Raw genomic sequence first — 26,364 nt, forward strand, 5'->3', positions numbered from 1 at the left:
TTGGGGGAAGATAGTTCATGGCAGAGCAGCTTTTAAGCAATGTTTTGGTAACCATGACGGGAACGGTTTTTGGTGGACTGATCAGTGCCTTGGTAACATGGTTATTTTACAGGAAGTCATCGGAGAACCTGCGCAGGGAGAGCCGGGAATTACGGAAAATGAATGCGCAGCAAAAGGAAATACTGCAGAAATTGGCGGAAGCGCTGGATGTAATGTCAGCGCAGGAGATGGACACCCTTGAAGCACGAAATGGTGGTGAGATGCCACAAATTAAGAAAATGAGCACCGGTTCAGGAGATGTTATTGCCTTCATGGTGATACCTTCATCTAAAGACTCCTGAAAACAAATACACTATTTACTTAACGTTAATAAATTTTGTATAATTGCATTATGTATGATTACAAGCAGATGGAGGGGAAAATGAAGAACAATCCATTATACAAATTAATGAATCCCGGGTCCATTGCCATAGCAGGGGCCGGTAACAATCCTCGGAAAATGGGGACATTACATGCACTAAATATCCTAAAAGGAGGCTATGGGGGAAAGTTTTTCCCACTTCACCCTACAGAGGAAACGGTGCTGGGCCACAAGGCATACCGGACTGTGGACCAACTGCCCCAGGTACCGGAACTTGTGATGCTGATTGTCCCCACAGATGCGGCATTGCATTTATTGGATGAGTTTGGCAGGTTGGGGACCAGACGTGCCATTGTTGTAACTTCCGGTTTCCGCGAAACCGGGGCAGCCGGCCAAAAGAAGGAAGAAGAGCTGCAGGAAATTGCCCGCCGGCACAATATTCGCTTTCTGGGCCCCAACTGTATCGGGATGATGAATTCACAAATATCACTTAATACCACGGTGATGCCTTTAAGCGGGCAGCCGGGCCGGCTGGGCATGGCTTCGCAAAGCGGTACATATGTAACCCAGACCTTTTCTTACCTGAAAGAACGGGGAATTCACTTCAGTAAAGCAATAAGCGTCGGTAATGAAACAGATATAGATATTACCGATGCTTTGGAGTATCTGGGCCAGGATGAAGAAACAAAGGCCATCGCCCTGTACATTGAAGGTATTAAGGACGGCGCCCGCTTTATTGATGTGGCTCAGAAAATAACGCCGCATAAACCGGTAATCGCCCAGTATGTGGGGGGCTCCGCTGCGGGAGCCCGGGCCGGGATGAGTCACACCGGTTCCATGGCCGGGCCGGACTTTCTCTACGAAGGGATTTTCAAACAGGCCGGCATCATCCGGGTAGATACGGTAGAAGATTTATACTTAAATGGCTGGATGCTGGCCTCCCAGCCGCCCATGCGCGGCAGCAGGGTAGGGGTGGTGACCAATTCCGGCGGGCCGGGAACGGCTATATCCGATACCTGTGACAAAAACAATCTGGAAGTGCCCCGGTTTTCACCGCAGCTGCAGGAGCAAATCCGGCAGCTTATTCAGGCACAGGCCTCCAGTACCAACCCCGTTGATCTGACCTTCGATCTGAATGCCCGGAATCTCAGTGTGGTGATTCCTGAGTTGATTATGCAAAGCGGCGAAGTGGACGGGTTGGTGCTGCACGGGGCCATGAGCCACGGTTTTTTAAGAGCAATCCATCCCTATTTGCAGGAAATGCTGGGCGGTATTTCTCTGGAAGGTTTCCTGGCGCAGTTTCCGGTGGATTTTACCGACATGGTCTCCCTGCCGGTCAAGTATCAGCTTCCAATGGCCGTTTCTTCGTTTTTTGGCAATGAGGACAACTATACCGCCGCCTTCCGCAGCCACAGCATTCCGGTCTTTGATGCGCCGGAAAAGGCGGCTAAGGCCATGTCTGCCCTCCATCGGCATAAAGAAATCCGTGAGAGAAAAGAAATTGAACGCACACCACTACCTGCCCTGGCGGTGGAGGCGGAAAAGATTATTGCCGAAGCTGTGGCCGCAGGGCGGCAGGTATTGGATGAATACCAGGCCAAGCAGGTGCTGGCGGCCTACGGTATTCCGGTTACCCGGGAGCGTTTGGCCCACTGTGCCCAGGAGGCGGCAGAAGCGGCACAAAAGCTGGGTTTTCCCGTAGTTCTCAAGGCTTCCTCACCGGATATTGCCCATAAGACGGAACAGGGCCTTGTCCATCTTAACCTAAAGACCGTCGATGACGTAAAGCAGGCATACTCTGCCGTTATTGCCGCTGCCGGCAGCCAGGTACCTGTTCTGGTGGCGGAAATGGTGCAGGGCCAAAGAGAACTTTTGGCCGGAATGTCCCGCTTCCCCGGCTTTGGCCCCTGTATTATGTTTGGCATCGGCGGAATCTTCACCGAAGCCATCAAAGATGTTACCTTCCGTGCCGCTCCTTTAACAGAAACGGAAGCGGAGGAAATGCTCACCGATATCAGAACCGCTGCCCTGCTGCAGCAATTCCGCGGCATGCCCGCTGCCGAAACCGCAGAACTTGCCCGCTTACTGCGCAAACTGGGCGAGTTGGCACTGCTTCATCCCCGCATTGCTGAAATTGATATTAACCCCATTGTTCTTTCCGGCAGCCGCCCGGTGGCGGTGGATGCCTTGATAGTGCTTACAAAGGAATAATTACAAAACCCGGATTGTGGCCGCATCCAGCTGCTCCATGCCCGGCTGTCCTGCCAGTTCCTCCACTAAGCGGAACATGGCCACATCTTTTTGTTTTGCTTCCACCATTACATGGGCCTGGCCGGTAAATAATTTTAGCTTTTGCAAAGCCGGCAAAATTGTTACCGAATCAACAAAATCATGATGGCTGCGGAATTCCTTTTCACATTTGGGGCTGGAGACATGCAGCTTGGGAGGAAGGCCCGAACCTTCCCAGGTGGCCACAAACCGCGGAAATATATCCTCCAGCTGCTCTTCTTCGGTGTGGTTGCAGTGAAAATGGTGCAAATCCAATACCATGGGCAGCTGCAGTTTCTCACAGAGATAAAGGGTATCTGTGGCGGTAAAGGTTTTATCGTCGTTTTCCAGTGTCATTCGTTTGGCAATGCCCCGGGGCAGCCGTGCCCAGTTGGTCAGAAAGCGCTCCAGCGCCTCTTCTTTGTCACCGTAGCTGCCCCCAACATGGAGAATAAGTTTGGCCTGCTTTGCAAGCCCCATGGCCTGGAACAAACGGCAATGATGGGCCAGGTCCGCCACCGAAGCGGTAAAAACATCTTCCCGGGGCGAGTTAAGTACGGTATAATGGTCGGGATGGAAAGTGATGCGCATCCCGTTGTTTTCAATGAAGTCTCCCAATTTGGCAAGTTGGGGCCCTAAATCCCCAAGATAGTCCCAATGGCTCAAATCAGGATGGGTTGCCAGCGGCACAATGCGGGACGAAAAACGGAAAACACGGACATGGTTGGCATGACAATAATGCAAAAGCCGCAGGCAGTTGGCCAGATTCTCTTCTGCGGTGCGGCGCACTTTCTCCAGCGCCGCTTCCGGCTTTTCTGCGGCCAGTTTGGCAAATGTCTTCAAAGTAACAGTCTTTGACGGCGAGGCGTTTTCCAGCTTCATGGACATGGCCACAAAACCAAAGCGTAGCAGCATCTTATCTCCATCCCATTCTGTTTTTTAGTTAGTGTGCCCCAAATCTGCGCCGTGCATAGAGGCACATTTCCCATAGAAAGTGAGTGCTTATGAAAATTCTCATTGACGCCGATGCCTGCCCCAAGCCGGTGTTGGCGGCCTGTAAAAGGGCGGGTAAAAAATATGGTCTGCCGGTCTGGACTGTGGCCAGCTTCAATCATAACATTGAGTCGGACCATCATGTGGTGGTGGGGGATTCTTCCCAGGAGGCCGATATTAAGGTGCTCAACCTCACCGACCCCGGTGATGTGGTGGTTACCCAGGACTGGGGACTGGCGGCCATGGTTCTGGGCAAAGGCGCTTATTGCCTCAGTCCCCATGGCAAGGAGTATCAGTCGTCCACCATCGAATTTATGCTGGAAACCCGGGAAGCCATGGCTAAATTTCGCCGTGGCGGCGGCAAAACCAAGGGGCCGAAAAAACGAACTGCTGCAGATAACCGGAAGTTTAGCGCTTCACTGGAGATGATTCTCCAGAAAGCACAGCAAAAATAAGGTTAGAGGCAAAACCCTGTTTTGACAGGGTTTTTTTTATCCCTCAGTTGTGAAACTGCCCGTTTCCTGATATTATTGGACAAGCAGGAAACAATTTGAAGTTAAAGCCGGAGGTTATGCAGCATGAATACCAATGAACGAATTAACCAGCGCATTGCCGCTGATCTTGGCCTGAGTGCCAACCGCGTGGCTAAGGCGGTAGCCCTGTTGGACGAAGGGAATACAGTGCCCTTTATTGCCCGTTACCGCAAAGAGGTGACAGAAGGACTTGACGATGAACAATTACGGCTACTCTCTGAAAAACTAAACCTTTACCGCAACCTGGAAAAAACCCGGGAAGATATCCTGCGGTTATTAGATGAGCAGGGCGTATTAACACCGGAGCTGGAAGCTGCTGTAACCAAAGCGGCCACAGCCACCGAACTGGAAGACATTTACCGGCCCTACCGGCCCAAAAAACGGACCCGTGCCACCATTGCCAAAGAAAAGGGCCTGGAGCCCTTGGCATACAAACTGCTGGAGGGCATTGCCGACCCGTTTGCCGAGGCAGAGAATTACTTAAATGAAGAACATCAAATCTCCACCGCAGAGGATGCCTTAAGCGGCGCCCGGGATATTATCGCCGAAATCGCCTCCGACGAGCCCCGACCCCGCAAGGAAATCCGCTCTCTGATTTTTAACCGCGGCCTGATTGTCAGCCGCGGCAGCAAAGAGGAAGAAAGCCCTTATGAAATGTACTATGAGTTTAGTGAACCGCTGAAGAAAGTACAGCCGCACCGGGTGCTGGCCATGAACCGCGGTGAAAAGGAAGATTTTCTCTCCATTAAACTGGAGTTTGACGAAGACCAGGCTCTGGCCGTTTTAGAGAAACATTATGTGCCCAGGCAAATGCCGGAGGAAACAAAAAACCAGGTGGCAAGCGCCCTAAAAGATGGCTGGAAACGCCTGCTCTTTCCTTCCCTGGAGCGGGAGGTGCGCAATGAAATCACTGTTGCCGCCGAGGAGCAGGCTCTGAAGATTTTTAAAGCCAATTTGCGCGGCTTATTATTAACACCGCCGGTGCCCGGCAAAAGAATTCTGGGACTGGATCCGGGATACCGCACCGGTTGTAAGCTGGCCTGTGTGGACCAGACCGGCAAGCTGTTGGAAACCGCGGTGATTTATCCCACCCCGCCCCTTAACAAAAAAGAAGCCTCGGCGGCGGTGGTGAAAAAGCTGATTGAAAAACATGACCTGAATACGGTGGCCATCGGTAACGGCACCGCCGGCCGGGAAAGTGAAGAGTTTATTGCAGAAGTTATTTCGGAGATGAACCGGGAGATAGAATATACGGTGGTTAATGAAGCCGGTGCCAGTGTGTACTCCGCTTCCAAACTGGGTAAAGTGGAGTTTCCGGATTTGGATGTGGCAGAGCGCAGTGCCATCTCCATTGCCCGCCGGGTACAGGATCCCCTGGCCGAACTGGTAAAGATTGATCCCCGTTCCATTGGAGTTGGCCAATACCAGCATGATGTAAACCAGAAAAGGCTGGAGGAAGTGCTGGGCGGCGTGGTGGAAGATACGGTAAACCAGGTGGGAGTGGATCTGACCACAGCCAGCGCACCGCTGTTGGGCAGAGTGGCGGGCATCAATAAAACCATAGCCGCCAACATTGTGGCCTACCGGGAAGAGCACGGCACTTTTAAAGCCAAAAAAGAACTGTTAAAAGTGGCCAAGCTGGGGCCGGCGGCTTTTAAGCAGAGTGCCGGGTTTTTACGCATTCCCGATGCAGATAATTATCTGGACCGGAGTGCGGTGCACCCGGAATCGTATCAGGTGGCCCAAAAGCTCATCGATATAATGGAAATAGACCACAGTGACCTGGGTAAACCCCAGGCCATCCCACAGATTAATATCAAGGAAACGGCCGCCGACCTGGAGGTGGGGGAGCCCACCCTGCAGGATATTGTGGAGGAATTTAAAAAGCCGGGGAGGGACCCCCGGGAAGATGTGCCCAAGCCGGTCTTTAAAAAAGGTGTGCTGCACCTGGAAGATTTACAGGAAGGGATGGAGCTCACCGGCGTGGTGCGTAATGTGGTGGACTTCGGCGCCTTTGTGGATATCGGTGTCCACCAGGACGGTTTGATCCATATCTCCCAGCTGTCGGACAAATTTGTCAAACATCCCCTGGAAGTGGTGCAGGTGGGTGATGTGGTGGAAGTAAAAGTAATCTCTCTGGATGTGAAAAAAAAGCGCATCGGTCTGGCCCGTTTGCATCTGCAGTAAAATGCATACAGCCGGGCCCGGGATTTAAAAAAATCCCGGGCCTTTCTCGTTTCGGCAAATTTTGCATGGACTTGCGCTCCTCGCAGGGTTTAAGCCGCTCTGTGTTGAAGTAGGAGTGAGAAGATTATGGAGGAATTTGACACATGCGCAAGAACATGTTTACGCTGGCTTTAACCGGCTTAATAATTATTATCCTGGTAATTACAGTTTTTCCCCGTGAGGAAACCGGGTTGCCCGCAGAGCAGGAAGAACCTCCGCTGCAGGCCAAAGAAGCCCTGGCAAAGCTTGCAGAGGCAGAACAAAATGAGGAGACGGAGGCGCTGGAGCAGTTGGCGCACCGGGAGGATGCCGTAGGTTTTGCAGCCATCCTGGCTTTGGCAGAGCTGGAGGAGGAAAACCGGGAAGAATACCTGCGCCGGGCACTGGCCCTTTATGACAATAACGAAACCCGTTTTAAACTGGCAGATTATCTGGCGGAAGCAGATGAAGAAGAAGCCATCGATGCTTATCTGAAACTGTTGCCCAATAGCCATGCCTTGGAAGCTTTAAAGGGTTTGGGCGCAGAGCAGGCTCTGATACTGGACGGGCTTTTTGCCGGCGGGCACTGGCAGAAAATTATTGAAGTGCTTTCGGACCAGAACGGCTCCCTGGCAGATCAAGAGAAGCTTTATCTGGCCCGGGCCCTGGTGGAGCGGGGGAGCTTTGACAAGGCAGAGCCCATTTTAAAAGAACTGGTACAAAGACATCCGGAAGATGATACGCTGCTGTGGCAGTATGCCCGGACACTGGAGGCTATGGAGCAGACCGAAGAAGCAATGGCGCTCTACCGCAGGCTGGAGGGTACCGGCGGACAGAGGCTGGGCCGGTTATATGAACGGGTCGGTGAGCCTAAAAAAGCGGCGGCGGCGTATGCTAAAAGCCCCGAACCGGCCGCCCGTTGGCGCGGTGCGGTGCTTTGGGATGAAATGGGCTATCAGGAAGAAGCGCTGCCGCTGTATCTGCAGCTCTCAGAGGAGTCCGGTTCTTATCAGGATGATGCACTTTATCGCAGTTATCTGTTACTTAAAGAGGCAGCAGACCCGCAGTCTGAAGAGCTGCATGAGGAACTGTCGAAGCATCCTGTCTGGATGCTCCGACTGGGCCAAAATGTGCAGTGGCCCCAACTTAGCCAAAGTGCACAAGGCCAATCTTTAGTTCCGGAGCGCTTAGAGGCTTATCAGGCCGCAGGCAGAGAAGAGCTCATTGAGGTGGAACTGGGCATTGCCTGGGAGCGGGGCACAGCAGCGGATAAAGTTGCCGTGGGGAAATGGTATTTGAGCCAGGAAAACTACCTGCAGTCCTCTCGCTGGGGAATGAGGGCGCTGCGGGAGGAGCCGGATAACAGGCAGGGGTATGAGTTGGGCTACCCCAGGCCCTTTGGCGATGAAATTAAGCAGGCGGCAGCTGAATTTGCCCTGGAGCCGGAGCTGCTCTGGGCTGTGATGCGGGAGGAAAGCCGTTTTCAGCCGGCGGTGGCTTCACATGCGGGAGCAGTGGGCCTGTTGCAGATAATGCCGGCCACGGGAGAAGAGATTGCCACAAATCTGGGACTGGAGTTTGACCGGCAGATGCTTACCGAGCCGGAAGTTAATATTCGCTTCGGTGCCTATTATCTGCGGGCCATGTTAAACCGCTATGATGATGACCTGGACAAGGCCCTGGCAGCCTACAACGGCGGCCCCGGCAATGTCAACCGCTGGCAAAGCAGCGAACTGGGTGCCACCCGGGCCGGATTTCCCACCGCCGTCACTTTCTTTGAAACGCGGCAATATATCACCAAAGTTACCGATTCCTATCTTACTTATCAATGGCTGTATAATAATTAAGCCGGGCAATTTGCCCGGCTTTACCTGTCTTATCCTGCCATTTCCCTTAGTTTGTCAATCTGATACTCCTGCCCCAGAACCAGTAATTTGTCTCCTGCATGGATTTTTTCCTGAGAGGTGGGGTTGAGGCGAAGTTTTTCTTCATCTTTTTTCTTAATGGCCAGTACATTCAGCCCGGTGAGCTCCGGAATTTTAGCTTTCTCCAGGGTGGTATCCGCTAGATCTGATTTGTCTGTGATGTACACTTCTTCCAAATCCAGCACCACATCACCCATATGGGTAATGATATCTAAAAACGAGACCACAACGGGCCGCAGCAGCATGGACGCCATGCGGGTCCCGCCCAGCTCGTTGGGGGAAACGGCGTTATCGGCCCCGGCCCGCAGCAATTTTACATGAGCATTTTTACTGATGGCCCTGGCGACAATGTAGAGATCTTCTTTCATTTCCCGGGCCGTCAACACGGTAAAAACATTGTCCGCATCGGTGGCCAGGCTGGATATCAGCCCTTTTGCCTGGCGGATCCGTGCTTTATCCAGGGCATCTTCGGTGGTGGCGTCGCCATGAATGGCCAGGATTCCCCGTTCCACCATGTCATGTACTTTCTCTTCGTTTTTTTCAATTACCACAAAATCCACCTTGCTGCGCTGAAAACGGGCGATTACGCTGCTGCCGGTCTGTCCTGCCCCACATAATATGTAATGATCTTTTAACTTCGCTATCTTTTTATCCATACTTCTCCTCCGTAAAACATAGCTGAATTCCCCTTCCAGTAAAAATGCTGCCAGATTGGTAAAGGCATACGCGGCGGTGCTGATGCCGGCAAAAATAATGAAGATGGTAAAAACCTGAGTTTCCGGCCGTAAATCCACCACTTCCCTGAAACCTACGGTGGAAAGAGTAATCACCGTCATATAAAGGGCATTGATAAAATTCAGGTCCTCCAGCACCATATAGCCGGTGGTGCCCACCACCAACAGCATGGTGAGAATCATCAGAATGAGGATAATCTGCCTTGTTTTTTGGTTCATGGCTTCACCACCTGGATTAACTGCAATGATATTCCTATTTTACGTTAGGTTGTCCGGGTTTGCAAATTGTGGTTATTAACATAAAGTTAATTTTTTGTCGGTAAATTTTATTGCCTATGGAAGGAGAATCTGGAAAATAGTCGAACTTTAATAGTCAATGTTGAATAAAGGAGTGCGAACCTTGATTGAAATTAAAGAAGTAAGTAAGCATTATAACGGCAGCCATGCCCCTGCATTGGCGGGATTTTCACTGCAGGTGGAGCAGGGCGATTTTTTATTCCTGGTGGGCCCCAGCGGAGCGGGAAAGAGCACATTAATTAAGCTTATTTTCCGTGAGCAGACCCCTTCTGCAGGAGCAGTGCTTTTTGATGGTAAAAGCATTGCCGATTTTAAGCAAAATGAGCTGTTAAACCACAGAAGAAGAATCGGTATGGTTTTTCAGGATTACCGTCTCCTGAAACAAAAGACGGTGTATGAAAATGTGGCCTTTGCCCTGGAGGTAATTGGCAGCTCCCCCAAAGAAATTCGACAAAAGGTACCGGCAGCCATAGAAAAGGTGGGCCTTAAGGGTAAGGAAAATTCATTCCCCACCGAACTTTCCGGCGGTGAACAGCAGCGGGTGGGCATTGCCCGCGCCATCGTCAAGGAGCCGCTGATGATTCTGGCGGACGAGCCCACCGGTAATCTGGACCGGGAAAACGCCCGGCAGTTAATGTCTCTTTTTGAAGATATTAACCGGGAAGGAACTACGGTGATTATCGCTACCCATGCCTGGGATATGGTGGATCAGATGCAAAAACGGGTAATTGCGTTGGAAAACGGACGGCTGGTCCGAGACGAACAACGGGGGAGTTATGGCCGTGAACATTAATTCAATGAGATACTGTCTGCGACAAAGTGTGGTTGCGCTGTTTCGCAACCTTTGGTTGGCTTTGGTGACTTCAGGAATTATTGCTATTTCCCTGGCAATTTTAGGCGGCTTTTTGCTGTTGGCGGTTAATGCCAGCCAGTTTATGCGCAATATTGAGTCCAATGTGGAAATCAGCGTCTTTTTAGAGGATGGAGCAGATCCGGCAGCCTTGCAGGCGCAGCTGGGCGGACATGAGGATGTCTCCGGCTACACCTTTGTGCCCAAAGATGAAGGCCTGGAGGAATTTGGCCGCACCATGGGCGACCGGGTGATGTTGGTGGGCCTGGAAGGCGAAAACAATCCGCTGCCTGATATGTTTAAGGTCCGGGCGCACAGAGCAGAAGCCGTTCCGGCTCTGGCTGCGGAAATTCAGTCCTATTCCGGGGTGGAAGTAACAGATTTCGGAGAAGAGCTGGTTGCCCGCGTAGGGCAGGTAACGGGTTGGCTCAATACCCTGTTTCTCATCGTCAGCGGCCTGTTGGCGCTGGGCGCCATCTTCCTTATCGTAACCACCATCCGCCTGTCGGTACTGGCCCGTCAGGATGAAGTGGGGATTATGAAATACCTGGGTGCCAGCAACTGGTTTATCCGCTTTCCTTTTCTGTTGGAAGGCATGGTGATGGGCTGGACCGGCACCGTGGCTGCAGCGGCAGCTTTGAGTTTTGTCTATTTTCGTGTGGCCTATTCCCTGCAAACCGAGGCTTTAGCCTTTTTTCTGCAACCGGTAACGGATATGGCCAGAATACTGCCTATTTTTGTGGGCCTTCTGTTAATGGGAACCCTGATGGGCGGCGTGGGCAGCTATGTTTCTGTCCGCAAATTCTTACGGGTTTAGTGTGGAAAGGAGAATCCTATGCGCCACATTGCTAAAATTACCGTGTTTGCGCTGCTTCTGCTCTTAATTTCCGGTACAGCTTTTGGCAATCCCGGTAATGTCCAGGAGCGTATTGATGAAACCCGGGAAGAGATAGATGAATATGAGCAGGTTATCAAGCTGCTTGATGAAGATATTAAAGAACGTCTGGCCCGCATTGATGAGCTGGAAAGCCAGCTAAAAGATACCCAAAGGCAGCTTCGCCAGACGGAAGTGGAAATTGCCGAATCCCAGGCCCGGCTGGAAGAGCAGAATGATGCCTTCGCCGGCAGGGTTCGCAGCGCCTACATGAAAGGCGGCATGTCTTATCTGGAAGTTCTCCTGGGGGCTGAAAATTTCAGTGACCTGGTGGTCCGGGTGGCCTATCTGGCCCGCATCTTCAATCAGGATGCGCAAATAATTACCGCAGTGAAAGCCGAATATGCCGTCCTGCAGGAGAAACAGCAGGCCATGGAGGACCAGTTAGCCAGCATCGAGGATTTCCGCTACCAGATGGATGCGCAACGGAGAAATCTGCTGGCTCAGCGCAGACGGATGGAAGAAATGCTCTCCGATGCCAAAAAGCAACTGCAGCAGGACCTGGCCCAGCTTACCCCTCAAGCCAACCGGCAGCCGGTGTACGGCATAATCCTGGATAATGCTGCCGGTGCCCGGCCACAACACGGCCTGGCCCAGGCCAGTAAAGTATACGAATTTGAAGTGGAAGGACGCATTACCCGCTACCTGGCCTTGTTTTCAACCTTTCCGCAAAAAGTGGGCCCCATTCGCAGTGCCCGGGAGCACAGCATCCTGCTGTCCATGGAAAACGGCGTGCGCTTCATTACAGCCAGCGCTTCCCGGGACAACCTGGAAAAGATAAATGAATGGAATGTGAAATATACCAATGCGCTGGGTGATTCCCGGTTTTATCGGGACAGCTCTCGTCGGGCACCCCATAATTTGTATGTTAATCTGGCCTCTCTGGGCCTGGAATCGCGCTCCTCAAAGATGACGGTACGCCCCGCCTATCTTAGCCGGCAGGGAAGTGCCGCCAACAGTTTTTCCATCGAATACAGTAACAATTATCGCGTGGGCTACCGCTATAATGAACAGGAATCCGCTTACCAGCGCCTGATTAACGGCCAGGCTCATCGGGATGCCACCGGCCAGGCAATTATGGCCCGCAACGTTATCGTGCAGTATGTCCCCCATCCATCCGATTGGCGTGGACGCCCCACCCCGGATGTAATTGGCTCCGGCCCCATTGACTTTTATGCCCAGGGCCAGCGCTTCCGCGGCACATGGCGCAAAGATAACATGAGCTCTCCCACCCGCTTCTACTATCAGGACGGCCAGGAAATCGAACTGCTCTACGGCCAAACCTGGATCCAACTGGCCCGCCCCTAACCGGTAAAAAATGCATAAAGGAAATTTGTTTTGCTTAACGAAGGATGTAGAGAATTTTTTCTTTATGTGTTAGGAGTTGAAGTATGGATTATCAGGAAGTGGTAGAGAGGTTAACAGCAATGTCCAGGCCGGAAGCGGTGGAAGGGATGGCCCGTTTTGGCATTACACCACAAAAGGTTTATGGTGTGTCCATTCCAGATCTGCGCCGGATGGCCAAAGAAATCGGTACAGACCGGGAATTAGCCGCCCGGCTGTGGCAGGATGAGACCAGGGAAACGCGGATACTGGCCTCCATGGTGGATGACCCCCGGCAGGTTACCGAAGAACAGATGGATGCCTGGGCTCTGGAGTTTGACTACTGGGAGATTTGTGACCAGGTCTGCAGTAATCTTTTTGGCAGAACGGAGTTGGCTTATAAAAAATGTTTTGACTGGAGCAAAGCAAAAGAGGAATTTGTAAAGCGCGCCGGGTTTGTGTTAATGGCCCGACTGGCCGTTACCGAAAAAGAGGCGCCGGATGCCAAATTTGCTTTGTTTATGTCCCTTATTAAAGACGGAGCAGATGATGAGCGAAATTACGTCAAAAAGGCGGTAAACTGGGCTCTGCGCCAGATTGGCAAGCGTAATTACAGCTTAAATAAGCTGGCTTTGGAGACGGCACAAGAAATCGGTGAGATGCCCCAGACCAGTGCCCGCTGGATTGCCCGGGATGCAATCCGGGAGTTGGAAAGTGAGAGAGTGCAGGAGAAGGTTCAACCCGCCTCATTTCGGGTAATTCTTTCCCCCAACGGTGAAGTACAGGACATTAAGCCTTATAAGTAGCAATGGGCCCGTGACGGGCCCTTTTTGTTGCCGTGTAAGAGGAAAACATAAAAAGTTCACGAACTAAAAAAGCAGGTCATATTTGGGAGGTATGTATGACGGAGAGAACACGTTTTAAAATATATTTATGGGGCATGTCTTTACTGACCGCTGCCGTGGCCATCTTTATTTTCTATCTGGCCGAAACCTTTGATACTGTTTACTATTGGGGTATGTTTAGCCTGCTGCCTTTTGCCATCGTTTGGTGGATGTTGTATCGGAAAATGAAATTTGCCGAAGCAATGGCTGAACTGCGCAGCCACTGGGGGCAGACGGTAAAAAAGGAGAGGGAACTGCAAAGCCTGAAGAAGGCTTTCCCGCTTTTTCCGGTGGAGGAAGGCGGACAGTATGCCATTAGCCCACAGACATGGGATGATTTACATATGGATCGGATCTATGCCCTGGCCGACCGGACCCTGACCTCACCCGGCGAGCAGGTATTGTACAATATGCTTCGGGCCCCGCTTCTGGAAAAAGAGGTTTTGCAAAAAAGGAATGCCGCTGTCCGCGCGCTTAGTGAAGATGCTGTGCTTCGTGAAAAACTGCAGGGGATACTCTTGCCGTTGGACAGAATGAAGCCGGATACCGTAACAAATTTTTTATGGGGAGACGATTTTAAGTCCACTGATCTGGGAATCGTGCCAAATTTGCTGGCATTTGCAGCGCTGCTGGCCCTGATGTCCGTTTCTGTATGGGGAATACATAGTGTGATTATTGGCGTAATCCCGATGTTTGGCATTAATTATTACTACCAGAACTATACCGCCAGGCATTTAATGTTTCGTTTCCCGCCTATCCGCTATTTGCGTGCCATGTTGGTGTCGGCACAGGAGATGGGCCGGATTCAACACTCAGACTTTACCAGTTACTCCGCTCCGCTGCGAAAAAATGCCGCTGCGGGAAAGGGTATTATCCACAAAGCCCGTACTATGGGTTTTGCCGCCATGGATTCGCTTGGCGTATATGAATACGTAAATAATTTATTCCTGCTAGATCTTCGCAATTATTACGGAGTGATGCAGGAGGTTAAAGCCAATTTAACCCAGCTGCGACAGACTTACCAGCTGCTGGGGGAGGTAGACGCCCTGATTGCGGTGGCCTCCATGAGAGCAGGTACAGAAAATTGGTGCGAACCGGAGTTTCTGGAAGGGCAGACCGCTGTATATACCCAGGATATCCGCCATCCTCTCCTGGACAAGGCGGTTCCCAACAGTATTTTACTGGAAAAGCCCGGAGCCATCCTAACCGGTTCCAATATGTCGGGTAAGTCCACATTTCTTAGGACCATCGGAGTGAACGCGCTTCTGGCTCAGTCGGTGGGGATTTGTTTTGCCCGCTCCTACAAAGGGAGCCTGTTTAAAATTATTACCTCCATTAATAAGGAGGACCATTTGCCCGGAGGTAAAAGCTATTATCTCATTGAGGCGGAGGCAATTCTTAAGATGATTCGCGGAGTGGGCAGCGGCGCCCCGGCCTTGTGTATCATCGATGAAATCTTCCGCGGGACCCATTCTCTGGAAAGAATCCCTGCCGCCATCGAAGTGTTATTATATCTATCCGGCCAAAACACCATGAACCTGATTGCCACCCATGATCTGGATGTGGCCAAAGCATGCTCGCCTGTTTACCCGCTCTATCATTTCCGGGAAAGGGTGGGGGAATCGGGCCTGGAGTTTGACTATTTACTAAAAGAAGGCATAACAACCTCCTGGAATGCCATTAAGATTCTCAGGCATCTGGGATACCCCACGGAAGTAACCCATGGGGCACAAGAAAGAATCGATAAGGCAGGCAGTAAATAGCAGTAACCCGCTTCAGCGAAGCGGGTTACTTATTAGTTTTGCATTTATAAAGAATGGGATTGGGGCAGGCTCTGCCCAGTTGGACGGGCACCGGCTGAGTATACTTCTGACGGATTAGGACCAGTTCCTGGCGGCCGCCGTATTCGATTCCGCCACTGCTGCTGAAGTCGTGAAAAATAACTTGGTTTTGTTTCAGATCCATGAGCAGTACTTCAACTCTGCCCTGCAATGATTCTTCAACAAAGGGTTGCATATTGTTTTCCCGGGGCGCGTTGCAGAGAACAAAGGAGCCTTTGGGGGCAAGGGAGCGAATTTGCAGCAGGTGTTTTTTATTCCAGGCGGTGATAAGGTAGTGCTCACCCTCCCTGACAATATCCACCTTGCTTTTGTTCATGGTGGTAAATTCATAGAATATTCCATTGGCCAGAAAGCCGATTAAAAAGCCGCGGAAACTGGTAAAAAGAAAAGGTATATGGCCGATGGAACAGCTAAGTGAGGTGCCGGTTCGGGAAAAATTGTTGGCCTGGACCCAGATCCAGCCGTAGGGAAAATCCCGGCCCCAGTTTTTTTCTATATAGGCACTGCCGCCGGTAAAGTCCACGCTTTGCCCGTTAATTTCCAGTGTGCCGCTTAAAGTTGCATCCAGGCAGCATACCTGGCTGTAACATTGCATAAAGGTGAGAAAGTTATAATAACCCATGCTACCCGGGCTAAATATTGAGTCAGGCCACTTTACCGGCTCATTTAACGTCAGGGTTCCGCTGATGTTTTTTTCTTCGTGATCTATACTGAGGCTCAACTGCTCCAGTGAAAAGCGGTTACCGGCAACGGAGATATCAAAGCGCCCCGGTTTTGCAGAAAAAGCGCTGCCGTCATAGCGCAGATAGTGATACTTGATGGCCGAGCCGTCCACTATCTGCAGGAAACTGTGGGTGGTATCCGGCGTTTTCCCTTTAAAGATACCGGGAATAAAGGCAAAGCGGTATTCTTCAGAGGGGTCAATGATTTTAAAGTACCAGCCTTCGAAAAAATTGCTATGCCTGTTATGGCCATGATACAAATCCGGATTAAAGATTGACCGCAGCAACTATGGCACCTCCACAAGCAGATTGTTGTTTAGTTCTGCATGAAACCGGCCGTCTCCTGTATCAATATGTTACAGGAAAGTAAAAAAGCACGCTTTATTCAGTTTCCTAAACGCGTGGTTTTAATACTGGCTACCTTAGCAGCTTTGCAAACTGCAAAGCGTTATAATTCAAGCCAGTATAAAAAAGCACGCTTTATTCAGTTTCCATAATGCGTGGTTTTAATACTGGCTTCCTTAGCAGCTTTGCAAACTGCAAAAAAAGCCCGGTTTTCATCAAACCGGGCTTTAAATCAGGCTATTTTTTTCCTGTAAACAAATAAGGCCAGTGCTCCTCCAACCACGGCCAGGCCGCCATAGAGAGGGAGGTTCCCTGAAGCTTCCTCAGCTTCCAGACCGTCCACAGAGACAATACCCATTTCTCCTTCTTCCAGCTCCATGCCTTTACCCACATAATCTTCATCCGCCTCGGGCACGTCGGCGTCGGTGGAAATTATCCGGGCTTCACCGTCTGCCGGCTCCTGACCTTCACCCACAAATCCTTCCTCCACTTCGTCCAACTCTCCGGGCACAGCGGTAATACCCATTTCTCCTTTTTCCAGTTCCATGTCCCTACCCACATAGTCTTCTTCGCCGTGGTCAATTACCTCCGGGTTACCGCCTTCCGGGGTATTATTGGCCAGGGCAAAGCCGGTAAACATAAGACTGACAAGCATAACAACAGTAAGCATAACTACAGTTTTTTTCATTTTGAAACCCCTCCTGATTAGTGGATTGTTTTGTAGACTTTTAGACGGGGTAAAGAACAAATAGTTCCCTTCATAACAGTAGGAAAAGTTAAGATTTGTTAACCATTGGAATGTGTGAAATTCTCTTGACGGGGTAGTCAGGTGCGATATAATTAATGCGTGCAGATTGTTGTATATCCGCCCGACTGACCGGTCGGTCGGTTTCGGTAAGTATTTAAGCATCTTGAAACGGGGGATTAGTCAATGTCAAGCAAGACCTGGAAAATAGCGCTGTTATTGGCAGGAGCGCTGTTACTTACTGCCTGCGGCAACGGTGCGGAGGAGGAAGAAAGTGTGGACCCTGTTGCCGTTGAGATTACCAGAGCCGGGCAGGGTGAAATTGCCGAAACCTTTTCTTTTAGCGGTGAAGTTTCCGCCGGCGGAGAAATTCAAATAGTACCTAAGGTTTCAGGTACCGTGTCTAAAGTTAATGTGGCCCTGGGGGACACGGTGCAGCAGGGTGATGTTCTGGTGGAGCTGGAGGCCAGGGAGTTGGCTCTGGCGGTGCAGCAGGCGGAAGCGGCGGTGGAAATGGCCAGGGCAAACCTTAACAGTATGGAGGCCGGCAGCGGCTTGTCCCAACTGCAGGCCAATGTGCGCCAGGCGGAGATTAATTTTAATCGAGCCGGTGAACAGTTGGAGCGGATGGAAGCTCTTTATGCGGAAGGAGGCCTGGCCAAGCAGCAGTTGGAAGATGTGCGGGCCAGCTTTGCCGTGGCCCAGACCCAATATGAGTTGGCCAGCGATCAGCTGCAAAGCCATGAACGGGGAGAAGGTCAGCTGGAGATTCTAACGGCCCAATTAAAACAGGCAGAAGCCGGGTTGGAACTGGCCCGGCTCAATTACCAAAACGCCACCATCACCGCCCCGGTGGGTGGTACTGTGACTCTGGTCCATACCGAAGCAGGTAACATGGTTTCACCGGGAACGCCGGTGGTTACCCTGATAAACGCTGAGGGCACCAGAGTAACTGCCCTGCTTACTGAGCAGGCGGTCAACCATATTGCGGTGGGCATGGAGATAGCGGTGGAAATCCCCACTTTAGAGGGCCGCTATCAGGGGGAAGTACGGGAGATATCGCCCGGTGCGGTAAGCGGAACCCGCTCTTTTCTGGTTAAGGTGACACTGGTTGAAGAAATCGAGGCCAGGCCCGGCATGTTTGCCCGGCTGATACTGGTGCGGGATTCCAGGGATGATGCGGTGGTGCTGCCCCGTTCCGCTATTCTGGAGAATGACGGCAGCTATTATATTTATCTGGTTAAAGATGAGCAGGCGGTGAGAACCGATGTGACAATCGGCCTGCGGGATGAGACCCATGCCGAAATTGAAGCCGGTGTTACTGTGGGTGACAAAGTGGTGATAACCGGACACCATTTCCTGCGGGACGGGGTAGCGGTGCAGGTAGAAGGTGAGCAGTCATGAACCTCCCTTCACTGGCTATCAGACGACCCATTGCGGTCCTGATGGCGGTCTGTATTGTTCTTGTTCTGGGCGGGTTTGCATTTCTTAATTTACCTGTTGACCTGCTGCCTGAAATGGAATTTCCCGTCATCGCCGTGGTAACCGGTTATGACGGTGCTGCTCCGGAAGAAGTGGAAAACATGGTGACGCGCCCTTTGGAGCAGATCTTAGCCACTGTGCCCGGGGTGGAAAGAATATCGTCCACTTCATCACAGGGTAATTCGGTGGTGGTGCTGCAGTTTAACTGGGGAAGCGATATGGACTTTCGCGCTTTGGATGTGCGGGAAAGGGTAGACCGGGTTGTGGGGTACTTGCCCGATGATGTGGACTCACCGTTGATGGTTCAGGCCGATCCGTCCATGATGCCCGTAGTATCCATTGCCATCACCGGTGATATGGGTCCGGCGGACTTAAAACGCCTGGCCGAAGATACCGTTCAACCCAGGCTGGAGAGAATCGACGGTGTGGCCTCGGTGGACGTCATTGGTGGCATTGAGCGGGAGATAAGGGTTGTGGCCGATCCCGCCCGTCTGGCAGCCTATGGCCTCACGCTGGATCAGCTGGGGCAGATTTTCAGGATGGAGAATTTGAATGTTTCCGCCGGCACATTGGCCGAAGGCGGCCAGGAATTGCAGGTGCGGACACTGGGACAGTTTTCCTCCCTGTCTGATTTGGAAAACCTGGTCCTGCATTCTTCGGAGCGGGGAACGGTTTATTTGCGTGACGTGGCGGAAGTCCAGGATACACACAGTGAGCAGGAGCAGCTGTTGCGGCTCAACGGTACTCCCGGGGTGGGTCTGAACGTCTCCAAGCAATCCGACGCCAATACCGTCACCGTTGCCGGCAGAATCGACAGCGCACTACAGGAATTGTCCGGGGAACTGCCCACAGGCTCTGAGGCGGCTATATTGTTTAACCAGGCTGATTTTATCAATGATTCCATCGGTGATGTTTTAAGTATCGGCCTGGCAGGTGCGGTCTTGGCGGTGTTTATACTTTTTATGTTTTTGCGAAACGTCCGCAGTACCCTGGTTATCGGACTGGCAATTCCCGTATCCATTATTTCCACTTTTGTGCTGATGTTTTTTAATAATCTTACCTTAAACCTGATTACCCTGGGCGGCCTGGCCCTGGGAATCGGCATGATGGTGGACAACGCCATTGTTATTCTGGAAAATATTTTCCGCCTGCGTCAGGAAGGCATGGAAGCCAAAGAGGCGGCGGCTGTTGGCAGTAATGAAGTGGCCGATGCCATTATCGCCGCCACCTTAACCACCGTGGTAGTTTTTCTGCCGGTAATATTTGTGGAAGGAATTGCTTCCCAAATTTTCAGTTCCATGGCCTGGACTGTAAGTTTTGCTCTTTTTGCCTCCCTGGCAGTGGCACTGACCATTATCCCTCTGCTGTCATCCAGGCTTTTGCAGGTATCGGTAAATAATAATGAAGGAAAACTCTCCGCCGCTTTTGAGCGGGGGTTTAAACGGGTGGAGTCGGTTTACGGGCGCCTGCTGCGCTGGGCCATGACCCGCAGAAAAATTGTTATAGGCGTAATGTTGCTGGCTTTTGCCGGCAGTGTGGCGCTGGTACCCTGGGTAGGAACCGAATTCATTCCGGGAATGGATGACGGTTGGTTAACGGTATCGGTGCGGCTTCCCGACGGGGCAACACTAAATGAAACGGAAGCGCTGACAGCCAGGGCAGAGGAGCGCTTAGAGGCAATCCCGGAGGTGGATTACGTCTTTTCTACGGTGGGTGCAGCGGGAGGTAGTATGGGTTTTTCCGGCGGCGGAGCTGCCAACCGTTCCTCAGTGGACGTGCGCCTCACTCCACTGGACCAGCGCCGACTGGACAATGACCAGGTAGCCGATGAGGTGCGCCAGGCGCTAAAAACCTTGCCAGGCGCTGAGATTACCGTTCAGGCGTCGCAGGGCATGAGCATGGGAGGCAGCGGTGTTCCTGTGGATATTATGGTGAAAGGCGATTCGCTGGAGACGCTGCGGCATCTTACCGAGGAGATCCGCCTGATTGTGGAAGGCGTGGAGGGAACCCGGGAAGCTGCCACCAGTTTTGATCGGGGCTGGCCTGAACTGCAGGTAACCGTTGACAGGGAAAAGGCAGCCGCATACGGACTGCAGTCCATCACTGTGGCCAACACCCTGCGCACCGCCCTCAGCGGTCAGGTTGTGACCCGTTTTCGTACCGGCAGCCAAGAGTTGGATGTGCGTCTATTTGTGCCGGAAGAGATGCGCCAAAGCATAAGCATGCTGCAGGATATAGAGGTTGTAAACCCCGCGGGCTCCCGTATTCCCTTAGGAGAGGTGGCCGACTTTGCCCGGGCTACCGGACCGGTCAGCATTTCCCGTGACGACCAGGTGCGCAGCGCCAGGGTAACGGCCCAACTGGCCGGACGGGCCCTGGGCCCGGTAATGGCCGATATCCAGCGTCAGCTGGATAACATGGAACTGCCGTCGGGCTATTCCATTGAGTATGCCGGTGAGCAGGAGCTTATGGCAGACTCCTTTGATTCGCTCTGGATGGCTCTGGCGCTGGCAGTTTTGCTGGTTTATATGATTATGGCAGCTCAGTTTGAGTCACTTTTGCATCCCTTTATCATTATGTTTGCACTGCCGCAGACCTTTATCGGCGTTGTCCTGGCCTTGGTAATAACAGGCCGAACGCTAAATGTGCCTGCCTTTATCGGCGTTATTATGCTGGCGGGGATTGTGGTAAACAACGCCATTGTTTTGGTGGATTATATTAATAAGTTACGGGAGAGGGGTTTGTCAACCCGGGAGGCCATTTATCAGGCCGGCCCTATACGCTTACGCCCCATTTTGATGACCACACTAACCACTATCTTGGGGATGTTTCCCCTGGCTCTGGGGATTGGCTCGGGATCGGAAACTTCTGCACCGTTGGCCACGGTGGTCATCGGCGGCCTGGCAGCTTCCACCGTGCTGACTTTGGTGGTGGTGCCGGTGATCTACAGTTTGTTGGAAGATATGGGGACACGGTTTTTCAAAAAAAAGAAAAGTGCTCCCGGGGAGGTATCGGCATGAAAACAAGGATGACTGTAACGTTAATTATACTTTTGTTAGCCGGGGTTACTGCAGCGGTGGCGGTGGAAAACCTCACTCTGCAGCAGGCATCTCAGCTGGCCGTTGAGCAGAACCCTGCTATCCGGCAGTCCGAGATTAATGTGGAACGGGCTGAGCGGGCTTCTGAACAGGCCGATGAATCGGAAACAATCCTTGACCGCCTCCGGGAAGAAGGTCTTTTGACACCGGATGTGGAGCAGCTCCTTGATTTGCTGCCGGCGCAGGCCGAGCAGGGAGAAAAAATGGCCAGGTTGGCCCGTGACCTGGTACGTAACCAGGTAATTCTTGAGGCCCGCCAAAACTACCTGGAAGTACAAAAAGCCCGGGAAAATAAGAACTTGGCCAAACAAAACCTGCAGCGGGCAGAAGAGATGGTGCGCCTGGCCACAGTTTCTTATAACCATGGGATGACGCCCAGAAGCGACGTTCTTGGCGCCGAAGCCCAGGTAGCCGCAGCACAAGCGGCCCTGCTGGCGGCAGAAAACCAGGTAGAGCTGGCGGCCCTGGAGTTAAACAATACCCTGGGACGCCGGTTGGACGCCAGTCTCAGTGTAGCTGAACTGCAGTCTGTTCCTAAGCCGGGCAGGCCCAATTTAGAGTCCGGACTGTCGTCGGCTTTGAAAAAACGCATTGAAATAGAGCAGGCAAAAGGTGAGGTGGAACTGCAGGAAACACAGCTGGAATATGTACAGGAAAACTTTTCTGAAGAAGACGCCGTTCACCGTCAGGCAGAACTGGATTTGGAAGAGGCCCGGCTTAATCTGGAGATAACCAAAAAGAATGTGGAACTCCAGGTTCGTCAGCTGTACAGCGGTATGGAAGTTTTGAAAAAACAGGAACAGGCTCTGGAAAAGAGTGTTAAAGCGGCAGAGGAAAGCTATCGCCTGGCCTGTCTGCGGTATGAGGCCGGTGTCACCACACAGATGGAAGTGACCGGGGCGCAGACCACATTGCTGGAGCTGGAGACACAACTGCTCCATGTCCGCTATGACCGTTATTTAATGTATCAGCAGTGGCTCTTTGCCACAGCCCGGGATCTGGACTGAGGTGACCACATGAAAGAAAAACAGATTCGTATTCTGCAGGCGGCAACGGAAGTTTTCAGTCAGCACCCCTATCACCAGGTCAAAATAGATGATATTGCTTCCTGCGCCGGTGTGGGAAAAGGAACCATTTATGAATATTTCAGCAGCAAAGATGAACTTTTTTTTCAGATGCTGCAAGCTTCTTCCCGCGCCTATCATAATGAAATGGCCAAAGCGGTGCAAAAAGGGTAAGACTGTGAAGGATAAACTCCAACTCCTTTTTGACTACCAACTGGATTTTATTGAGACCCACGGCTCTATGGCCAGAATCCTCGGCTCAGAGCACTGGTTGCCCCAGGATGAATTTAAAGCCCTGCTGCGTCAACAGCGGGAACAGCTCAATGCTTTTGTTTCTGCCATCCTGTCTGAAGGCATTGAATCCGGGGAATTCAGACCGGTATCTGCTGAGGTAGTAGCCCAGTCTGTCCTGGGCAGCTTAATGAGCCTGTGGGGCAACGCCTTTCTGGAAGAAAGTCCCGCCCCTGCTTCCAACTTTACCGAAGAACTTATGGACTTTTTCCTCCACGGCCTGGGATCAGGCCATGAAATTTAATATTTTCCTGCGCATACGCATAAAAGTAACGCAGCCTAATGGGCTGCGTTGCTTTTCGTTGCGCGGATATATAACTTTTCCAGCTCAATGAGGAAAAAGCCGGGAGAGGCGGCCAGGAGAATGTATGGCCAGACATGGGCAGGAAATGGTTCGGTACGCAATGGGCTAAAGCCAAACAGTGGCTCTGCATAGACGATAAGCAGCTGAAAAAGTATGGTGATTCCCGCACCCAGCAGGAGAAAAGGATTACTAAAGAGACTGTGCTTAAAGGCTGAGTCTTCAATCCAGCGTGCTGTAAACAGGTAGAAGGTTTGCACCAGAATAATGGTGGTAAAGGCCACCGTCTGAGCCTGGGCAAAGGTGGGGACGTCGGGTTCGGCAAACACACCGTTGTTGTAAAGCAAGAACATAATAATGGCCGCCGAAGCGGAAACCACAGAAACTATACTTACCTTGCGTAAAAACACCTTATTCACCAGTTTTTCCGCCGGGTCGTGGGGTGGGCGTTTGAGGAGCCCTTTTTCCTTAGGTTCCCGGGTCAGAGGTATGGCACAGGAAATGCTCATGAACAGATTTACCCACAGGATATGAATGGGCTCCACGGGAAGCCGTTCACTGAAAACCGGTAAAAACGGTGAGAGCAAAATTGCCGCCAGGATAGCCAGTCCCTGGCCGCCGTTGGTGGGCAGCAAGAAGAGAATCACTTTCCAGATGTTGTTGAAAGTGTGCCGTCCTTCCGCCACGGCGGATACAATGCTGGCAAAATTATCGTCGGTTAAAACAATGTCTGAAGAATCTTTGGCCACCTGTGTTCCTGTGACCCCCATGGCAATGCCGATGTCGGCGTTGGCTAGAGCCGGGGCATCGTTTACCCCATCCCCGGTAACGGCAACAATATGGCCGTTCTTTTGCAGTTGTGTCACAATCCGGTATTTATGTTCCGGAGATGTTCTGGCAAACACCGAATAGTCGGTTACGGCGGTAAAGAGCTGGTCATCATCCATGGCCGCCACTTCTTCACCGGATATTGCCCGCTTCTCATCATGGCCGATGTGTAATTTGTCGGCGATGGCCCGGGCGGTGCTTTCATGATCTCCGGTAATCATCACAATACGAATACCTGCGTCACGGCATCTGCGCACCGCATCCATTGTTTCTTCACGGGGTGGATCCATCATTCCCTGCAGTCCCAAAAAGGTTAATTCCTGCAGATCGTCTGCGGAGATCTCCGTTTGTTCTTTGGAGACTCTTTTCCAGGCAAAACCAAGGACCCGTAAAGCATCTGAGGCCATCCGTTTTGCCTCTTTTACCGCAGAGTCACCATCAAAATCCTCTTCATTTCCGTCCACCAGCTTCCGGTGGCACATGGCAATAATTTTTTCCGGAGCACCTTTGACAATCAGCAGAGCGTCATCATCCCGGTGGTGCAAAGTGGCCATATATTGTTGATCCGATTCAAAGGGAAGCTCATCCTGCCGTTTTGCAGAGGAGGAGATATCAGCCTTGGCCGCTGCCACCAGCAAGGCTCCTTCGGTGGGATCTCCCTGAATCTTATCTTTATCTTCTTCATCTTTTTCCAAAACAGCATTGTTACACAACAGCCCGGCCAGAAGGATTTGTTGCAGGTCCGTGTGGCCATCCAAATCTGTAAAGGTATCGTCATTCCGGGAAAATTCTCCTTCAGGACTGTATCCTGTGCCGGAGACGGCGTAATTCTTGTCGCCGCAGAACACTTCTTTAACGGTCATTTCATTTTTAGTCAGCGTTCCGGTCTTATCGGAGCAGATAACGGTGGTTGCACCCAGCGTCTCCACTGCCGGCAGTTTACGGATCAGGGCACCGCAATTGGCCATTTTAGTTACCCCGTGTGAGAATGCGGCTACCAAAGCGGCCGGCAGTCCCTCCGGGACCATGGCCACAATCATACCCACCGAGACCAGGAATACAAAGCCGGCTTCAAAGCCAAAACGCAGGCCTACAAACAGGTTAACGGCACCCAGAGCAATTATGCCCACCATAATTACCTTGGTGAATTCTCTGATTTTGCGCATGATGGGTGGATCCGACTTCTGAGGGCCGGAAACAAACTTGGATATTTTGCCCATTTCAGTTTTAACACCGGTGGCCACCACTACTCCTTTACCCACACCGCGGGCCACCGCGGTGCCGCTAAAGGCCATGTTGCTGCGGTCCGCCAGGACCAGGTCTTCCTTGTCCAGCTTATCATACTGCTTTTTTACCGCCATTGATTCTCCGGTTAGGGCAGATTCATCCAAAGCCAGGTTCTTGCCTTCAATAAGGCGCAAATCCGCCGGGATCCGGTCCCCTGATTCCAACAAAACTATATCACCGGGAACCAGCTCACTGCTGACAATGGTGGTCTGTTTTCCGTCCCGCAGCACAGTACATTCCGGAGCCAGCATTTCCCGCAGTGAATCGATGGCCGATTCCGCTTTTCCTTCCTGAATGAAGCCGATAACAGCGGTGGCCAAAACTACTCCCAGAATGACCCACATATCCAGGTATTCACCCAGATAAAAGGCCACAACTGCGGCCACCATTAAAATATATAAAAGGGGGTTATGAAACTGCAGCAAAAAACGCAGCAGCGGCCCCCGGGATTTTCCTTGCAGTTCATTTTTTCCGTATTCCTGTAAACGTTTTTGGGCTTCTGCAGTGGACAACCCTTCTTCTGTGGTATCAAGTTTGTTCAAAACTTCTGTGCTATCAAGTTGATGCCAATGTTTCTCCATGTTTGTTTGTCCACCTCCGGTAGAGCGAAAAAAAGCGCTTTGGCGCTTTACTATGTAAGCCTTTGAATTCAAGTATAAGACAAGTCTATAGGTCAGTCTATTTCATAAGTATTACAATGCACGCCAAAGTATTTAAAAGTTTATAGATCTGGGTTACAATTTGAAGAAACGTTGAGGAGGTTGTTAGCATGGCAGAATGTGAAAAGTGCAATGTTGAAGTTAAAGAAGATGAGGTTTACAAAGTAAACGGAGTGGAAATGTGTGAAGAATGTTCGCTAAAGTACCAGAATCCGTCAAAGCCCTGCGGCGGCGGTCCCGGTTCTCAAACCAGTTAATGGAGAGGAGCTTTGCTCCTCTCTTTTTTCTATTAAAACGCCGTTTCTGTTTTTCAGGTGGACAAGATGTCTATATATGGACATGCAGCGCCGTTGTCTGAGCCACAGAAGGTTCGACAATTTCATCCCACTGACAT

General features: G+C 51.5%; 21 protein-coding genes. 16 read left to right on the forward strand and 5 right to left on the reverse strand.

The features are described from left to right. The first annotated feature begins 17 nt into the window (after positions 1–17). Complete coding sequence (locus DEALDRAFT_RS11180) at positions 18–341, forward strand: hypothetical protein (RefSeq protein WP_008517502.1); 324 nt, start codon at positions 18–20, stop codon at positions 339–341. An 80-nt stretch (positions 342–421) separates the two neighbouring features. Further along, positions 422–2,572, forward strand: coding sequence for an acetate--CoA ligase family protein (locus tag DEALDRAFT_RS11185; RefSeq protein ID WP_008517503.1), 2,151 nt, complete (start codon positions 422–424; stop codon positions 2,570–2,572). Here DEALDRAFT_RS11185 and uvsE read toward each other — a convergent pair whose 3' ends face one another. Further along, positions 2,573–3,544, reverse strand: a complete 972-nt coding sequence (uvsE, locus tag DEALDRAFT_RS11190; RefSeq protein WP_008517504.1) for a UV DNA damage repair endonuclease UvsE — start codon at positions 3,542–3,544, stop codon at positions 2,573–2,575. An 89-nt stretch (positions 3,545–3,633) separates the two neighbouring features. Between uvsE and DEALDRAFT_RS11195 the strand changes: the two genes are divergently transcribed. The 3 genes from DEALDRAFT_RS11195 (at position 3,634) to DEALDRAFT_RS11205 (ending at position 8,207) form a co-directional block, all read left to right on the forward strand. Beyond that, positions 3,634–4,077, forward strand: coding sequence for a YaiI/YqxD family protein (locus DEALDRAFT_RS11195; protein WP_008517506.1), 444 nt, complete (start codon positions 3,634–3,636; stop codon positions 4,075–4,077). 123 nt (positions 4,078–4,200) lie between these two features. Next, positions 4,201–6,342: a Tex family protein gene (locus tag DEALDRAFT_RS11200; RefSeq protein WP_008517507.1), complete on the forward strand. Its 2,142-nt coding sequence runs from the start codon at positions 4,201–4,203 to the stop codon at positions 6,340–6,342. 143 nt (positions 6,343–6,485) lie between these two features. Further along, on the forward strand, positions 6,486–8,207 hold the full coding sequence (locus DEALDRAFT_RS11205; RefSeq protein WP_008517508.1) for a lytic transglycosylase domain-containing protein: 1,722 nt from the start codon (positions 6,486–6,488) through the stop codon (positions 8,205–8,207). Positions 8,208–8,236: 29 nt separating this feature from the next. Here DEALDRAFT_RS11205 and DEALDRAFT_RS11210 read toward each other — a convergent pair whose 3' ends face one another. Next, positions 8,237–9,238, reverse strand: coding sequence for a potassium channel family protein (locus DEALDRAFT_RS11210; RefSeq protein ID WP_008517510.1), 1,002 nt, complete (start codon positions 9,236–9,238; stop codon positions 8,237–8,239). Positions 9,239–9,419: 181 nt separating this feature from the next. Here DEALDRAFT_RS11210 and ftsE point away from each other — a divergent pair, with 181 nt between their 5' ends. The 5 genes from ftsE to DEALDRAFT_RS11235 all read left to right on the forward strand — a co-directional run bounded on the left by ftsE (position 9,420) and on the right by DEALDRAFT_RS11235 (position 15,070). Beyond that, positions 9,420–10,109 (forward strand): cell division ATP-binding protein FtsE, encoded by a 690-nt coding sequence (gene ftsE, locus DEALDRAFT_RS11215; protein WP_008517512.1) that lies wholly within the window; start codon positions 9,420–9,422, stop codon positions 10,107–10,109. After that, positions 10,093–10,983 carry a permease-like cell division protein FtsX gene (gene ftsX, locus DEALDRAFT_RS11220; protein WP_243441159.1) on the forward strand — a complete coding sequence of 297 codons (891 nt, stop codon included), beginning with the start codon at positions 10,093–10,095 and terminating at the stop codon, positions 10,981–10,983. Before ftsE ends, ftsX begins: the two co-directional genes overlap by 17 nt. Before the next feature lie 18 nt (positions 10,984–11,001). Next, positions 11,002–12,408, forward strand: coding sequence for a DUF3048 domain-containing protein (locus DEALDRAFT_RS11225; protein WP_008517515.1), 1,407 nt, complete (start codon positions 11,002–11,004; stop codon positions 12,406–12,408). A gap of 83 nt (positions 12,409–12,491) precedes the next feature. After that, positions 12,492–13,229, forward strand: coding sequence for a DNA alkylation repair protein (locus DEALDRAFT_RS11230; RefSeq protein WP_008517517.1), 738 nt, complete (start codon positions 12,492–12,494; stop codon positions 13,227–13,229). Between the two features lie 95 nt (positions 13,230–13,324). Beyond that, positions 13,325–15,070 carry a MutS-related protein gene (locus DEALDRAFT_RS11235; protein WP_008517519.1) on the forward strand — a complete coding sequence of 582 codons (1,746 nt, stop codon included), beginning with the start codon at positions 13,325–13,327 and terminating at the stop codon, positions 15,068–15,070. 25 nt (positions 15,071–15,095) lie between these two features. Here the strand turns inward: DEALDRAFT_RS11235 and DEALDRAFT_RS11240 are convergent, their stop codons facing one another. Next, positions 15,096–16,157, reverse strand: coding sequence for a tocopherol cyclase family protein (locus DEALDRAFT_RS11240; RefSeq protein WP_008517520.1), 1,062 nt, complete (start codon positions 16,155–16,157; stop codon positions 15,096–15,098). 290 nt (positions 16,158–16,447) lie between these two features. Next, a complete protein-coding gene (locus tag DEALDRAFT_RS11245) occupies positions 16,448–16,903 on the reverse strand; it encodes a hypothetical protein (protein ID WP_008517522.1) in 456 nt (151 codons plus the stop codon). A 243-nt stretch (positions 16,904–17,146) separates the two neighbouring features. Between DEALDRAFT_RS11245 and DEALDRAFT_RS11250 the strand changes: the two genes are divergently transcribed. Genes DEALDRAFT_RS11250 through DEALDRAFT_RS16145 form a run of 5 tightly spaced genes read left to right on the forward strand, consistent with a single transcriptional unit; the run spans position 17,147 to position 23,139 of the window. Next, positions 17,147–18,364 carry an efflux RND transporter periplasmic adaptor subunit gene (locus tag DEALDRAFT_RS11250; protein ID WP_008517523.1) on the forward strand — a complete coding sequence of 406 codons (1,218 nt, stop codon included), beginning with the start codon at positions 17,147–17,149 and terminating at the stop codon, positions 18,362–18,364. Then, the gene (locus DEALDRAFT_RS11255; RefSeq protein ID WP_008517525.1) at positions 18,361–21,462 is read left to right on the forward strand and encodes an efflux RND transporter permease subunit; all 3,102 of its coding nucleotides are present in this window, start codon (positions 18,361–18,363) and stop codon (positions 21,460–21,462) included. Before DEALDRAFT_RS11250 ends, DEALDRAFT_RS11255 begins: the two co-directional genes overlap by 4 nt. Then, positions 21,459–22,547: a TolC family protein gene (locus DEALDRAFT_RS11260; protein ID WP_008517526.1), complete on the forward strand. Its 1,089-nt coding sequence runs from the start codon at positions 21,459–21,461 to the stop codon at positions 22,545–22,547. The genes DEALDRAFT_RS11255 and DEALDRAFT_RS11260 overlap by 4 nt, the downstream gene beginning before the upstream one ends. A gap of 9 nt (positions 22,548–22,556) precedes the next feature. Next, entirely contained in the window at positions 22,557–22,778 is a 222-nt protein-coding gene (locus tag DEALDRAFT_RS11265) for a TetR/AcrR family transcriptional regulator (RefSeq protein WP_008517528.1), read from the forward strand. A gap of 4 nt (positions 22,779–22,782) precedes the next feature. After that, positions 22,783–23,139 (forward strand): hypothetical protein, encoded by a 357-nt coding sequence (locus tag DEALDRAFT_RS16145; RefSeq protein WP_008517529.1) that lies wholly within the window; start codon positions 22,783–22,785, stop codon positions 23,137–23,139. Positions 23,140–23,174: 35 nt separating this feature from the next. Here DEALDRAFT_RS16145 and DEALDRAFT_RS11270 read toward each other — a convergent pair whose 3' ends face one another. After that, a complete protein-coding gene (locus tag DEALDRAFT_RS11270; RefSeq protein ID WP_008517531.1) occupies positions 23,175–25,892 on the reverse strand; it encodes a cation-translocating P-type ATPase in 2,718 nt (905 codons plus the stop codon). 188 nt (positions 25,893–26,080) lie between these two features. On the opposite strand from DEALDRAFT_RS11270, the gene DEALDRAFT_RS16930 reads away from it, so the two are divergent. After that, entirely contained in the window at positions 26,081–26,227 is a 147-nt protein-coding gene (locus tag DEALDRAFT_RS16930; protein ID WP_008517533.1) for a hypothetical protein, read from the forward strand. The last annotated feature ends 137 nt before the right edge of the window (positions 26,228–26,364 follow it).

The sequence above is a fragment of the Dethiobacter alkaliphilus AHT 1 genome (assembly GCF_000174415.1).
Taxonomy (GTDB): domain Bacteria; phylum Bacillota; class Dethiobacteria; order Dethiobacterales; family Dethiobacteraceae; genus Dethiobacter; species Dethiobacter alkaliphilus.